The sequence below is a fragment of the Pseudonocardia sp. DSM 110487 genome (assembly GCF_019468565.1).
Taxonomy (GTDB): Bacteria; Actinomycetota; Actinomycetes; order Mycobacteriales; family Pseudonocardiaceae; genus Pseudonocardia.
Genome location: NZ_CP080521.1, coordinates 1,467,366 through 1,481,132 on the forward strand (window position 1 = coordinate 1,467,366; position 13,767 = coordinate 1,481,132).

Below are 13,767 nucleotides of genomic sequence, written 5' to 3' on the forward strand. Positions count from 1 at the left end.
ATCGTGATCTCCGCAGTCGTGATGACCGAACCGGACGCGCCTCTCGAGTTGCAGACGTTCGACCGGCCCGATCTCGAGCCCGGCGCGGTCCTGCTGAAGACCCTCGGCAGCGAGGTCTGCGGCACGGATGCGCACCTGTGGAAGGGGCAGCTCGCCGGTGTGCCGTACCCGATCATCCCGGGGCACGTCAGCGTCGGGCAGATCGCCGCGCTCGGCCCCGTGCACCCGACGACCGGCGTGGTGCGGGACGTGTCCGGGGCGCCGCTGCAGGTGGGTCAGGTCGTGACCTTCCTCGACGTGTACGGGACGTGCGGCCGCTGCTGGTACTGCACCGTCGGGCACGCCACCACCCGGTGCCCGGAGCGCAAGGTCTACGGGGTCACCCTGTCGGCTCGCGACGGTCTGCTCGGCGGCTGGTCGGAGTACATCCATCTGAAGCCGGGCGTCCACGTGATCCCGCTGCCCGCGGAGCTCGACTGGCGCGCGTTCCTCGCCGGAGGTTGCGGCATGCCCACCGCCCTGCACGCGGTGACCCTCGGCGAGGTCGCCTTCGGTGACACCGTCGTCGTCCAAGGTGCCGGACCGGTCGGCCTGTGCGCCGCCGTTCTCGCCCAGCTGCGCGGAGCGGGGCAGGTGATCGTCGTAGGCGGCCCGGAGATCAGGCTGGCCGCGGCGACCCGCTTCGGCGCCGACGCCGTCATCGACATCGGCTCGACGACGCAGGACGAGCGTCTCGCGGCGATCAGAGCGGCGACCGGTGGACGGGGAGCCGACGTCACGATCGAGGCGACCGGGGTGCCGGCGGCGGTCCCGGAAGGCATGCGGCTGACCCGGGACGCCGGGCGGTACGTGGTCGTCGGGCAGTACACCGATGCCGGGAACGCGATGTTCAACCCGCACCTGGACCTGAACCAGAAGCACCTCGACATCCGCGGATGCTGGGGAAGCGACGTCGGACACGTGTACCGATCGGTCCAGGTGATGGCTCGGTACGGGCGGCAGTTCCCCTGGACCGACCTCATCACCAGGCAGTACGCGCTCGACGAGGCCCAGACCGCGCTCGAGGACGTCGCGGCACAGCGCGTGGTCAAGGCGCTCATCGTTCCCTAGCAGGGGTGAGCAACGGATGAGCTGTCGGGTGAGCGGCCCGGGAGCACAGCATGACGAGCGCGTGGGGCGCATCGGCCCCCCGCTCACCTGAGAGAGGTACAGGCATGCCAGCGGTCTTCGTCCACGGTGTCCCCGAGACCGGCGAGGTCTGGGAGGGTCTCCGCGAACACCTCGACGGCGACTCGGTCGCCCTCGACCTGCCCGGGTTCGGAGCTCCCCGGCCGGCCGGCTTCGGCGCGACCAAGGACGAGTACGCCCAGTGGCTGGTCCAGGAGCTGCGGAGCATCGAGGGCCCGATCGACCTCGTCGGACACGACTGGGGAGCGGGCCTGGTGCTGCGGGTCGTCTCGGCACACGACGTGCCGCTGCGCAGCTGGGCCGTGGACGTGGCAGGGGTGTTCGCTCAGGACTACGTCTGGCACGAGTTCGCACAGATCTGGCAGACGCCGGAGGCGGGCGAGGCGTGGATGGCGGCCGTGCGCGCCGCCCCTCCCGGGAGCCCGGAGAGCGTGGGCGCCGTACTCGCCTCGACCGGGGTGCCCGCGGCCGAGGCAGCCGCGATGGCGGCGCGGTTCGACGCGACCATGGCGGAGTCCATCCTCGACCTGTACCGCTCGGCGCTGCCCACCGTGTGGGCCGATTGGGGAGCGGAGCTGGGCGGGCCCGCCCGGGGGCCTGGTCTGGTGCTGCAGCCGACGGCCGATCCGTTCGACGACGCAGCCGCGTCCGCGGCGATGGCGGCGCTGCTCGGGGCTCGTACCGAACCCCTCGACGGGCTCGGTCACTGGTGGATGCTGCAGGACCCGAAGGCCGGGGCGGCCGTACTGCAGGACTTCTGGTTCTCCCTCCGTTGATCCTCGAGCACACACCAAGGAGAACACCGTGTCGCACGACCAGCTGGCACCTCTCGTCGCCGAAGGCACGGAGGCGCAGTTCATGTACCTCACCGAATCGAGTGCGCCGCCAGCGATCACGGCCATGCTCGGGATCGCGACCACCCGCATCGGCGGCGGTGTCGCCCTGTCGATGAAACGTGACGTGACGGGCTTCTGGAGCAAGGCGCTCGGCTTCGGCTTCGACGCGCCGATCACGGACGACCTGATCGGTGAGGTCGTGGACTTCTACCGCGCGGAAGGAAGCCAGGGAGCGGTCATCCAGATCGCGCCATCGGTTCTGCCGCCGGACTGGGACGACATCTGTGCGCACTACGAACTGAAGCCGGACTCGCCCTGGGTGAAGCTGGCGTGCCCCATCGACGCCTTCCAGCCGGGCCGGACGCAGATGCGGGTCGGCCCGGTCGACCCTCCCGCCGCTGAGGAGTGGGCATCGGTGATCCTCCGGGGATTCGGCATGCCCGAGGACGGGCTCGCCGAGATGCTGGCGGCGAGCGTCGACGTCCCGGGCTTCCAGCCGTTCGCGGTCTGGGACGGCGACGACATGGTCGCCGGCGCCAACCTCTTCGCCCACGGAGAGGTCGGGTCCTTGAACGCCGCCGCCACCCTTCCCGCGTACCGCAACCGCGGCGCGCAGTCGGCCCTGCTGGCGGCTCGCGCGAGCATGGCCGCGGATGCCGGCTGCCGTTGGCTGATCGCAGAGACGGGTGAGCCGGCGGAAGGTGCGACCAACCCGTCGCTGGACAACATGCGGAGGGCCGGCCTGCGGCCGCTGTACAGCCGGCAGAACTGGATCTGGCGGCCGGACCGTCCGAGCTGAGCACCGATGAGCACCGGCGAGCACCCGCGCGGTCTGGCAGGCGGTCAGCGCCGCGGCCGATCGTGGACGACATCGGATCGACCAGGAGGTTGGGATGTCGGAAGTCGTCGTGCTGGGCGCAGGGCCCACCGGTGTGACCGCCGCGATGCTGCTCGCCGCGGAGGGCCACCGCGTCACGCTGCTGGAGCGTGACAGCGGAGCGCCCGTCGGTGGCGCCGAGGAGATCGTGGCCGGCTGGCGGCGGCCCGGCGTCAACCAGTTCCGGCAGCCGCATGCGCTGCTGCCGCGCGTGCGGGAGGTCCTGGAGCAGGAGCTGCCCGCTGTGCTCGAGGAGATCACCGCACTCGGTGCCCGCCCGCACAACATGATCACCGGCGCGCAGGCGCTGCCCGCCATCGGCGGGCCGCGCCCCGGCGACAGCCGGTACGACACCGTCAGGGCCCGCAGGGCACTCCTGGAGGCTGCGCTCGGCGCGGTCGCGGCCCGCACTCCCGGGCTCACCGTGCGGAGGGGCGTCACCGTGACGGCGCTGGTGCCGGGCGCGGAGCGGCTGCCGGGCAGGCCGCACGTGTCCGGTGTGCTCACGCAGCAGGGCGAGACCCTGCCCGCCGACCTGGTGGTGGACGCTGGCGGCCGCAACTCCCCGATGACGAAGCTGCTGGGCGCGCTCGGCGGACCGCGCCCGCACGAGGAGCGCGCCGAGGACGGGTTCCTGTTCTACGGCAGGCACTTCCGCGCGCGGGACGGCGTGCTGCCGGGCCCACTCGACTGGCAGGGGTTCCAGCATCCGACCCTCGCCGTCCTCCCGGTGCCCGGTGACGGCGACACGTGGGGCATCTACTTCGCCGTCTCGCCGCGCGACAGCGCAATGCGCGCGCTGAAGGAGCCGGAGGTGTGGGACCGGGCGATCGCGCTGTTCCCCGCCGTCGCGCACTGGTCGGCGGGCGAGCGGATCACCGACGTGATGGTGATGGCCGGAACCGAGAGCCGACGCCGCTCACTCGTCGTCGACGGGATCCCGGTGGCGACCGGTGTGATCAGCGTCGGCGACGCGTGGGCGACGACCAACCCGATCTTCGGGATGGGCACGGCGATGGGTCTCGTGCATGCGCAGCTCCTGCGGGAGGCGGCGCGCGACGTGGGCCTGGACGATCCGGAGAAGCTGGCACAGCGGTTCGACGAGGACACCGACAGCGCCCTGATGCCCTACTACCGGTTGCTGCAGGGATGGGACGCGAATCGGCTGGCGGAGATCGACGCGGAGATGCGCGGCGAGCGGTACACCGCCGGTGACGAGACGTGGGCGATCGCCACGGCGCTGGACGCGGCCAAGCTCACCGACCCCGAGCTGCTGCGCGCGCTGGCCGACCTCGGCTCCGTACTGGCCACCCCCGATGAGGTGCTCGGCAGGCCCGGACTGGTGGAGAAGATCGTCGCGGCAGGCCAGGACGTGCCGCGGTTCCCGACACCCGGCCCGACCCGGGCCGAGCTGCTGGCCGCGGTCGGTCGGGAAGAGCACTGATGAGCGAGCCCGCCGAGTTCGACGTCGTGATCTGGGGCGCGAGCGGCTATGTCGGCAGGATCATCGCCGAGACGTTCGTGGCGCGCCGCAGCCCGATCAGATGGGCGCTCGCCGGACGGAACCTCGCTCGGCTCGCCGAGGTGCGGGACGCGGTCGGCGCGCCCGCCGACACCCCGCTCCTTGTGGCCGACGCCGCCGATCCCGCCGCCCTGACGGCGACGCTGGACCGGACGCGGACGGTACTGAGCGCGGTGGGTCCGTACCAGGTGCACGGCTCCGGGCTCGTCGCGGCATGCGCCGAGCGAGGCGTCGACTACGTGGATCTGTCCGGCGAGCCGCGGTGGGCCCGCCGGATGATCGAGCTGCACGAGGACGTGGCCCGGCGCAGTGGGGCGCGCATCGTGTTCTCCGCGGCCTTCGACTCGGTCCCGTTCGAGCTCGGGGTGCAACTCCTCCAGGAGGCGGCTACGGCACGGTGGGGGGCACCTCTGCCGGCCGTCCGGAGCCGCGTGAGCGTCGTGGCTGGCGACGGGTTCTCCGGCGGCACCATCGCCAGCCTGGCTGCCGAGCGGGAAGCCGGTCCCGCGGGAAGCCCGGTGGTGCTCCCCGCTGGGTTCGCCGGTCCCGAGCAGCCGTTACCGACCAAGCCGGCGTTCGACGACGAGCTCGGCGTGTGGGTAGCGCCATGGGTCCTGGCCCCGATCACCCTCTGGAACCTGCACTGGTCCAATGCGCTGCGCGGGTTCGCCTGGGGCCGCGATCTCACCTACGAGGAGATGGTGGTGACCGGTCCCGGCCCCGACGGGCGGGAGACCGCCGCCGCCGTCACCGCGCTGATGGCGGACCTGCTCGACACGAACACGCGGGAGCCGGGAGAGGGGCCCGACCGGGCCTCGGGCGATGCGGCCTCCTACGCGATACAGCTGATCGGCGCAGGCGGCGAGGACCGCAGGGTGTCCACCGTGGTGACCGGGCAGGGCGACCCCGGCTACCGATCCTCAGCACGCATCATCACGGAGGTGGTCCACGCCCTCGTCGAGGACAGGCCCGACGCGGCAGGCGGCATCTGGACACCGGGTGCGCTGCTGGGCGGCCGGCTCGTCGACCGCCTCGAGGCGGCAGCAGGTCTGACCTTCGCCGTGTCCTGATCACGGTGGGTCCCGACGGGTCGCGGCTCGCGCGTCGGTGTCAGACTGATCGTGTGCTGCTCGGACGTGCGCGAGAGAGCCGCACACTGGCCGAGCTGCTGGATTCCGCGCGATCCGGGCATGGCGGCGCCATCGTGGTGCGCGGCGAGGCCGGGGTCGGCAAGTCCGCATTGATCGACGATGCGGTGGCGAGCGCCCGCGATGTGCGGCTGTTGCGCGCCACCGGCACCGAGTTCGAGATGGAGCTGGCCTTCGCGGGGATGCACCAGCTGTGCGCACCGCTGCTCGACCGGCTCGACGGCTTGCCCGACCCGCAGCGGGAGGCGCTGGAGGTGAGCTTCGGGCAGAAGGTTGGAGCGCCGCCGGATCCGTTCCTGGTCGGTCTGGCCACCCTGACGCTGCTGTCCGACGCCGCGGAGGACGCGCCGGTGCTGTGCGTCGTCGACGACGCGCAGTGGCTGGACCGGTCGTCGGCGCGGGCCTTGACGTTCGCCGCCCGGCGGGTTGCGGACGAGCGCGTCGCGGTTCTGCTCGGCGTGCGCGAGACCGGCCGTCCGCTCGAGGTCGACGCGCTGCCCGGCCTCCCGGTCGGGCCACTGCCCGAGGCCGAGGCGCGCGCCCTGCTCGCCGCGGCGATCCGCGTGCCGCTGGACGAGCAGGTGCGCGACCGGATCGTCGCGGAGTCGCGGGGCAACCCACTGGCCCTGCTCGAGCTCGCGGCCGTGTCGGCCCCTGCCGGGCTGGCCGGCGGATTCGGGGTGTCCGCACCGAGCGCGGGTCCCGTCGAGGACCTGTTCCACCGGCGAATCGAGGAGCTTCCCGCCGAGACCCGCCGGCTGCTGCTCGTCGCGGCCGCCGAGCCGCTCGGTGACCCGCTCCTGTTGTGGCGCGCCGCGCAGCGCTTGGGCGTCGCCGTCGCGGCCGCCGCACCCGCCGAGGACGCCGGCCTGCTGGAGATCGACAGGCGAGTGCGCTTCCGGCACCCGCTGGTGCGGTCAGCGGTCTACCGCGCGGCCTCGCCCACCGAGCGCCGCCGGGTCCATGGCGCGCTCGCGGAGGTGACCGACGAGCGCCTCGATCCCGATCGCCGCGCCTGGCACGGCGCGCAGGCGGCGGCAGGGCCGGACGAGGAGGTGGCGGCTGAGCTCGTCGGTTCGGCAGGGCGGGCGCGCCTGCGCGGAGGGCTCGCGGCCACCGCCGCGTTCCTCGAGCGAGCGGCGGCCCTGTCACCCGATCCGCAGCGGCGCGTCGAGCGGCTGCTCGACGCGGTGGAGTCCTGGCTCGCGGCCGGCGCTCCCGACGAGGCGGACGACCTGCTCGCGACCGTCAACGAGGACGCTCTGGCGCCCCTCCTGCGCGCTCGCACCGAGCTGCTGCGCGGGCGGCTGGCGCTGTTCACGCGCCGCAGCTTCGACGCCCCGGCCCCGCTGCGCCGGGCGGCGCGACGGCTCGAGTCCATCGACGTCGAGGCGGCGCGGGAGACGCATCTGGACGCGCTGCTCGCCGCTCTCATCGTCGGTCCGCTCGGCGGGGACGTGCCGGCTGCCGCGACGGCGGCCCGACTCGCGCCCGCCGCGTCCGGTCCTCCCCGCACGGTGGACCTCCTCGTGGACGGCGTCGCCGCGTTGCTGCAGGGCGAACGCGCGACGGGCACGCCTCTGCTGCAGGAAGCATTGGCCGATACCGACGGTGCCGCCTGGACGCACCGGCCGATGCTGGTCGCGCTGGTCGCCCTCGAGATGTGGGACATGGACGCCTACGTCCGCATCCTCGACCTGAACGCCGAGCGGGCACGGGCCGCCGGCGCGCTGACGTCGCTGCCGAACGTGCTCGAGGCGCTCGCGGGCGCGTCGGTGCCCACCGGCCGGTTCCGCACCGCGGACCTGCTCCACGAGGAGGCCGACGAGCACGCCACGTCCGCCTGCATCGCCCCGCCGACCTACTGCGGGCTCTACCTCGCGGCCCTCCGTGGTCAGGAGGAGGTGGCGACGAGCGGCATCGATGCCGTCCTGCAGGACGCGACGGCGCGCGGGGAAGGACTGCTCGTCGCGTACTCGCACTTCGCGACGGCCGTGCTGTACAACGGCCTCGCCGACTACCCGCGGGCGCTCGCGGCCGCGCGCCTGGCGTGGGACCAGCTGTCGTTCGGCTTCGTCGGGATGTTGCTGCGGGAGCTCGTCGAGGCCGCCGTCCGCGCGGGCCGGCCGGAGCTCGGCGCTGAAGCGTTCGTCGCGCTTCGCGAGGGCACCCGTGCATCGGGAACGGCGTGGGCGCTCGGCAACGAGGCGTGCTGTGCGGCGCTGCTGGCCGATGGTGAGACGGCGGACGGGCACTACCGCGAAGCGCTGGAGTACCTCGCCCGCGCCGGCGCTGACCTGGAGCTGGCCCGCGCTCGGCTGCTCTACGGGGAGTGGCTGCGGAGGGAGGGGAGGCGGGTCGATGCGCGCGAGCAGCTGCGCATCGCCCGTGAGGTGCTGACGGAGATCGGTGCCGACGGGTTCGCGCAGCGCGCGGAGCGAGAGCTGCGCGCTACGGGTCAGCGGGTCCGCCGGCAGCGCGACGCCCGCACCGTCGATGCGCTGACGCCGCAGGAGCTGCACGTGGCGCGGCTCGCCGCGACGGGTGCAGCGTCGAAGGGGATCGCGGCCGAGCTGTTCCTCAGCCCGCGCACGGTGGATGCGCACCTGCGCAGCATCTTCCGCAAGCTCGGCATCAGCTCGCGCCGCCAGCTCTGGGGAACGGTGCTGGACGAGTTGCCGCCAGATCGCGCCGCCGGCTAGCTGAGACTGGCTTGCCGCTCCCGTCGGTAGGTCTGCGGGGCTCGGCCGGTCCAGCGCCGGAACGCCCGGACGAAGCTGGATGGTTCGGCGTAGCCGAGGCGGTGGGCCACCTGCTGGGTGGTCATGCCCGCGGTGCCGAGCAGCTCCTCGGCCAGCGTCTGCCGGACCTCGTCGGCGAGCGCGCGGAACGATGACCGCTCCGCCTCGAGTCTGCGGGACAACGTCCGGGTGCTCATGCCGAGCTCGCTCGCCACCTCCGGGAGTGACAGCAGCCCTCCTGGCCTGCGGAGCATCGCGCCCCCGCACTGCACCCGTCACACCGGCGCGGGCCCGTCGCCGCGAGACCAGCTCGCGACAGACGTTCTCGTAGTTGCGTCGGGCCCACTCGTTGGCCTGCGGGAGCGGATGGTCGAGGAATGAGGCGTCGAAGCAGAGCGCGTTGTCGGGGACGCCGAAGGTCGGTGTGACGCCGAACAGGCCGACGTGTCGGGTGATGTCCTTCGGTGCCGGGTGCCGGAACCGCACGGCGGTGAACGGCAGATCGGCCCCCAGCAGGTCGTGGCCGAAGACCTTCGTCGCGGCGCTGTTGCGTTCGACCAGGAACGCGCGCACGTCGGCGGGAACGCCCTCGTCGTCGATGCTGAGCACGGCGTCGCCGTCGACCTCGGCGAAGGAGAACGTGACGAACACCCAGCCCAGCTCGCCGTAGCGCAGTGAGACGTCGATGGCCTCCCGCACGGTGCGGCTGGTGGCGAGGGCCAACCCCCACGTGCCGTGCATCGCCACGTGGTAGCGGCTGCCGGCCTCGATCGCGAGCCCCGGTTGTGCCGTTCCCCGATGGCGCAGCAGGTTGCGGATCACCGCGAACTCCTGGCCCGTGGTGACCTCGGCCGCCGGATCGAGCAGCGCGGCCCGCTCGATGCCGGTACCGGTCAAGCAGTCGGCGGGAGACAGCCCGTACTCCGCGCCGAGCTCGGTCAGCAACCGAACGCTGGAGGCGCTCACCGGGAGGTCGATCTGCATGCCCGTTGCCGTCCTCCCGCCGACCGCGACGGGTGGCGGAAAATGACAATACCTCGGCGTCCGTTGTCCTGGAGCGGGAGCGGGGACGTCACTAGCGTCCGGCGGGCCGGCATCCCGCGGCGACCGCGACGGCGGTCCGACCTGACCGAGAAAGGCACCGGAAGTGCCCACCCTCAGCCTCGACGGCGACGTCGACCTCCATTACGAGATCCACGGCGCAGGCGAGCCCATCCTGCTCGTCACCGGCACGAGCGCATCGGTCGGACTCTGGACACCCGCGATCATCGGCGGCCTCGCGGCCGACCACCAGGTCATCGCCTACGACCACCGCGGCATGGGCGCGTCCTCGCCGCACACCGAGCCGGTGTCGATGGCATCCCTCGCGGCGGACGCCGCCGCTCTGCTCGACGAGCTCGGCACCGGCCCGGTGCACGTCATCGGGTGGTCGCTGGGCAGCGCCGTCGCCCAGGAGCTCGCGCTGGCCCGCCCGGAGCTGGTGGCGTCCCTGGTGCTCTACGGCACCTGGGCCCGCGGCGACGGCTTCCAGCGCTGTCTCACCGCGGGCCTGCGCTCCCCCTGGGAGCACGGTGACGTCGCAGGCGCGTTCGCCGCGCTCGGCGTGGCGTTCTCACCGGAGCTCCTCGACAGCCCGGACTTCGAGCAGCTCGCCGCATCCGTGCTGCCGCTGTTCCCACGCACCGAGGCGCGGATCCGGGCGGTCGTCCACCAGTGGGATGCGAACCTGGCCCACGACACCCTCGACCGGCTGACCGGGATCGACCGCCCGACGACCGTCCTGGTCGGTGAGCAGGACATCCTCACCCCGCCACGGCAGGCCCGCGTGGTCGCCGACGCGATCCCGGACGCGCATCTCGTCCTCGTCCGGGGACCTGGCTCGAGCCACAGCCTGCACGTCGAACGCCCCGACGAGTGGCTGCGGCACGTCCGGTCCCATCTCGCCCGCCGCGCTGCGGCGATGCCCGCCTGAGCGGGCCGCCGGTTGTCGGAAGGCGCTCATCGTTCCGTAGCGTCATGCCGGTGCACCGACCGACGAACCCGAGCGGCGCACCGGTAGACGTCGACCTGGTCCACGAGGCGCAGTCCGGCGATGTCCGCGCTCTCGGACTGCTGCTGGCTCGATACGAGTCGGACATGCGCGCGGTCGCGCTGAGCATCCTGGGGTACGGCCCCGACGCGGAAGACGCCGTGCAGGAAGGCGCACTGGTCGCATTGCGCCGCATCGGGGACCTCCGCGATCCGCACGCGGTGGCGCCGTGGCTGCGGGCGGTCGTCCGCAACGCCTGTCGGATGCAGCTCCGCACCAGAACGGCGGTGCCGGTGGCTCATGTCGAGTCGCCGGCGCTGCCGGATCCGGAGGAGCTGCTGGAACGGTCCGCGACCCGGGACTGGGTCTGGCACGCCATCGAGGAACTGTCACCGAACCTGCGGCTCGTGGCGATGCTGCGGTACTTCACGGACGTGACGGCCTACGAGCAGATCGCGGAGCTGTGCGGGGTGCCGGTCGGCACCGTTCGCAGCCGGTTGAGCCAGGCGCGCACGAAGCTGTCCGAGGCCGTGCTGGCGACCGGGAACCAGGCGCACGACGACGTGGCGGCGCTGACGCGGGCGCGCCGCCGGGACGCCGAGGAGACGCTGCAGGCGGCGCGGCGCGGCTCGTTCGCCGAGGCTCTCTCCGCCCACTGGTCCCCTGATGTGGAGTCGATCTGGCCCGGCGGCATGCGCACGAACGGTGTCGACCCCGTCGTGCGGGCGATGGGCCGCGACCTCGGTGGGGGCGTGCGCCACCACCTCACCAACGTCGTGGCCGGCCGCGAGGTGATCATCTGGGAGACCGACCTGATCAGCCCGTCCGACGATCCCTTCCACTGCCCACCCGCAGCCGTGTGGGTGCAGTTCCTCGAGGCAGGGCGCGTGGGGCGGTTCCGGCTGTTCCATTCCCGTCGCCCCGAGGGCGTAGCGAGGACGCCGCGTTGATCCGAGCCGACGAGTTCGGGGACGGATCGAACTTCTGGCGTGCCCGCTGCATCTAGCTGGTGTGAGGTCCCGAGACGCGGTCTCGGGGCCAGGAGCCCACCAGTGAGGAACAGCATGTCGAACGTTCGGTCGACGCCCTCCCCGTCGCCGCCTTGGCCGCATTGCCTAGTGAACGGGCGGCCGGTTAGGCGGCTCTGCCGACGCGATACGGCCCGCAGAGCACTCAGGATGTGCCGCGTGGCTGTGGAAATCGATCGGGGACAGCGGTGAGAGGGAAGTTGTCGGGAGTGCCGGGCACGGGAGACGACGTCGACCGGTACCGGTCCGACGCGCGGGAGACGCGCGGGAGGTGGCCGGCTCGGGTGGAGGCCGCGGGAGATCATCGGCTGGGGCACCGGTTGCAGGCGGCCCGGGGCCGGTCGTTCGCGGGCCGGGTAGCCGAGCACGACCTGTTCCGCGCCGCACTGGACGGGGCGGTGGACGGGCTCGCGGTGCTGTACCTGCACGGTCCGGGTGGGATCGGGAAGTCGATGCTCCTCGGGCTGTTCGCGGCGGAAGCGCGGGCGGCGGGGCGCCTCGTGGTCGAGGTCGACGCGCGCATCCTCGAGCCCGGCTCCGCCGCGTTCGAGGCCGAGGCCGCGGCGGTGCTGACCACGGACCGGGCGGTACTGCTCGTGGACACGTTCGAGCGTTGCCAGGGGCTGGAGGGCTGGCTGCGTGAGCGATTCCTCCCGCGGCTGCCGGTCGGCGCGCTGGTCGTCATCGCCGGGCGGGAGGCTCCTGACCCGCGGTGGACCTCGGACCCGGGGTGGACCGATGCGCTGCGGGTGGTTGCGTTGCGTGAGCTCGCCCCGGACGATGCGACGGCGTTGCTGGAGGGGCGTGGAGTGCCCGCGTCACTGCACGGGAGGCTGCTGGAGTTCGCCGGGGGCAACCCGCTCGCGCTGACCATGGCCGCGGCCGTCGCCATGCACGACGTGCAGGCGCCGGCCCGCTGGGAACCGAGCCAGGACGTGGTGCGGGCGCTGCTGTCGCAGCTGGTGGGCGAGGTGCCGACGGAGACGCACCGCAGGGCGCTCGAGGTGTGCGCGCACGTGCACGTCACCACGGAGGCTGTGCTGCGGGTGGTGCTGGGCGACGAGGCCGGCCGGATGTTCGCCTGGTTGCGGCAGCTGCCCTTCGTCGAGTCCAACCGGCACGGCCTGTTCCCGCACGACGTCGTTCGGGAGGCACTGGAGGCGGACCTGCGCTGGCGCGACCCGATGGGCCACCAGGCCATGCACGAGGCGCTCGACGAGCACCTGTTCCGCCGCATCCGGGAGGCAGCCGAACCGGACGTGCTCGGCGCGGTCGGCGCCTTCTCCTACCTGTACCGCGACAACGCGTGCTTCCGTTCCAGCAGGTGGAACGGCGAGGGCGAGGCGCAGGAGGCCCTCTTCGAGGAGCAGGACAGGTCCGCCGTGGTCGGGCTGGCCGCTGCCGCAGGGGGCGACGAGTCGGCAGCGATCGCCGCGTACTGGCTGGACCGCCAGCCGGAGGCCTTTCACGTCTACCGCCTCACCCGGACCGGGCAGATCGTCGCCTTCTTCACCTGGCTTCGGCTCACCGAACCGGGGGAGGAGACAGAGGTCGACCCGGTGGTCGCCGCCGCATGGGCGCACGCACGCAGCGTGGCCCCTCTGCGCAGCGGGGAGAGCATCGGTGTGGCCCGCTTTCCCGCGACCCAGTCCGGACCTCACCGCCATTCGCCCGTCATGGATCTGGTCCAGCGCCGCGCGATGGCCCGGCTCATGCGCTCCGCGGGCGTTGCCTGGTCCTACTTCGTGCTCCAACCAGGGAACCCGTGGGCGGACCACCTCGCCCGGATCCAGTTCACCCCCCTCACCGAGCGCCCGGTTGTCGGTGGACGGCGGTACACGTTGTTCGCGCACGACTGGCGCGCCCAGCCGATCGATCGGTGGCACGCGACCAACAAGGGCAACGAGCGCCCGGGACCGCCGGAGGCGCCTCCCGGTCTGGCGGTGCTGTCGCGGCCGGAGTTCGACGCGGCGGTGCGCGACGCGCTGCGGTCGTGGGGCCGACCCGGCGAGCTCGCGGCCAACCCGCTGAACCGCAGCAGGCTCGTCACCGAGCACGGCGAGACGCTGCGGGGCGTCATCGGACAGGCCGTCGAGTCCCTGCACGGCGAGCGGAACGGGTCCAAGTACCACCAGGCGGTGGTCGCCACCTTCCTGCGCGGCGTTCCCACCCAGGAGGCCGTTGCCCACCGGCTGGGCCTGCCGTTCAGCACCTACCGCAGGCACCTCGGCCGCGGGATCCAACTGCTCTGCGAGGAGCTGTGGCGCCGCGAGCTGGCCGGCGGGTCGCCCGCCCTGTTGAGCGCGGGGTCCGAGCGACGGCTGCGCCTGGACGCGGGGTGAGCCAGGTACGGATCAAGGCTCTCGAGGGGCATGCCGATGGCTGTGGGATGTGACCG

At 72.9% G+C, this 13,767-nt stretch carries 10 protein-coding genes and 1 pseudogene; 9 read left to right on the forward strand and 2 right to left on the reverse strand.

The window, feature by feature from the left end; translation table 11 throughout:
* The first annotated feature begins 3 nt into the window (after positions 1-3).
* From K1T35_RS06875 to K1T35_RS06895, 6 genes are all read left to right on the forward strand, one after another.
* Entirely contained in the window at positions 4-1,110 is a 1,107-nt protein-coding gene (locus K1T35_RS06875) for a zinc-binding dehydrogenase (protein WP_220259322.1), read from the forward strand.
* Positions 1,111-1,214: 104 nt separating this feature from the next.
* Complete coding sequence (locus K1T35_RS06880) at positions 1,215-1,964, forward strand: alpha/beta fold hydrolase (protein WP_220259323.1); 750 nt, start codon at positions 1,215-1,217, stop codon at positions 1,962-1,964.
* 28 nt (positions 1,965-1,992) lie between these two features.
* Positions 1,993-2,823 carry a hypothetical protein gene (locus K1T35_RS06885; protein WP_220259324.1) on the forward strand — a complete coding sequence of 277 codons (831 nt, stop codon included), beginning with the start codon at positions 1,993-1,995 and terminating at the stop codon, positions 2,821-2,823.
* A gap of 94 nt (positions 2,824-2,917) precedes the next feature.
* Positions 2,918-4,345 carry an NAD(P)/FAD-dependent oxidoreductase gene (locus K1T35_RS06890; protein ID WP_220259325.1) on the forward strand — a complete coding sequence of 476 codons (1,428 nt, stop codon included), beginning with the start codon at positions 2,918-2,920 and terminating at the stop codon, positions 4,343-4,345.
* Positions 4,345-5,493 (forward strand): trans-acting enoyl reductase family protein, encoded by a 1,149-nt coding sequence (locus K1T35_RS48720; protein WP_255621659.1) that lies wholly within the window; start codon positions 4,345-4,347, stop codon positions 5,491-5,493. Before K1T35_RS06890 ends, K1T35_RS48720 begins: the two co-directional genes overlap by 1 nt.
* A gap of 53 nt (positions 5,494-5,546) precedes the next feature.
* Positions 5,547-8,273 (forward strand): AAA family ATPase, encoded by a 2,727-nt coding sequence (locus tag K1T35_RS06895; RefSeq protein WP_255621660.1) that lies wholly within the window; start codon positions 5,547-5,549, stop codon positions 8,271-8,273.
* Here the strand turns inward: K1T35_RS06895 and K1T35_RS06900 are convergent.
* Both K1T35_RS06900 and K1T35_RS49720 read right to left on the reverse strand, forming a co-directional pair.
* Entirely contained in the window at positions 8,270-8,566 is a 297-nt protein-coding gene (locus tag K1T35_RS06900; protein WP_220259327.1) for an AraC family transcriptional regulator, read from the reverse strand. The two genes, K1T35_RS06895 and K1T35_RS06900, sit on opposite strands and share 4 nt — an antisense overlap.
* 166 nt (positions 8,567-8,732) lie before the next feature.
* Positions 8,733-9,296: pseudogene (locus K1T35_RS49720) on the reverse strand (AraC family transcriptional regulator); the annotation flags it as partial.
* A 163-nt stretch (positions 9,297-9,459) separates the two neighbouring features.
* Between K1T35_RS49720 and K1T35_RS06910 the strand changes: the two are divergent.
* The 3 genes from K1T35_RS06910 (at position 9,460) to K1T35_RS06920 (ending at position 13,711) form a co-directional block, all read left to right on the forward strand.
* Complete coding sequence (locus K1T35_RS06910) at positions 9,460-10,284, forward strand: alpha/beta fold hydrolase (protein WP_220259328.1); 825 nt, start codon at positions 9,460-9,462, stop codon at positions 10,282-10,284.
* Between the two features lie 50 nt (positions 10,285-10,334).
* Positions 10,335-11,291 carry an RNA polymerase sigma factor gene (locus K1T35_RS06915; RefSeq protein WP_220259329.1) on the forward strand — a complete coding sequence of 319 codons (957 nt, stop codon included), beginning with the start codon at positions 10,335-10,337 and terminating at the stop codon, positions 11,289-11,291.
* A 287-nt stretch (positions 11,292-11,578) separates the two neighbouring features.
* Positions 11,579-13,711, forward strand: a complete 2,133-nt coding sequence (locus K1T35_RS06920) for an ATP-binding protein (RefSeq protein ID WP_220259330.1) — start codon at positions 11,579-11,581, stop codon at positions 13,709-13,711.
* The last annotated feature ends 56 nt before the right edge of the window (positions 13,712-13,767 follow it).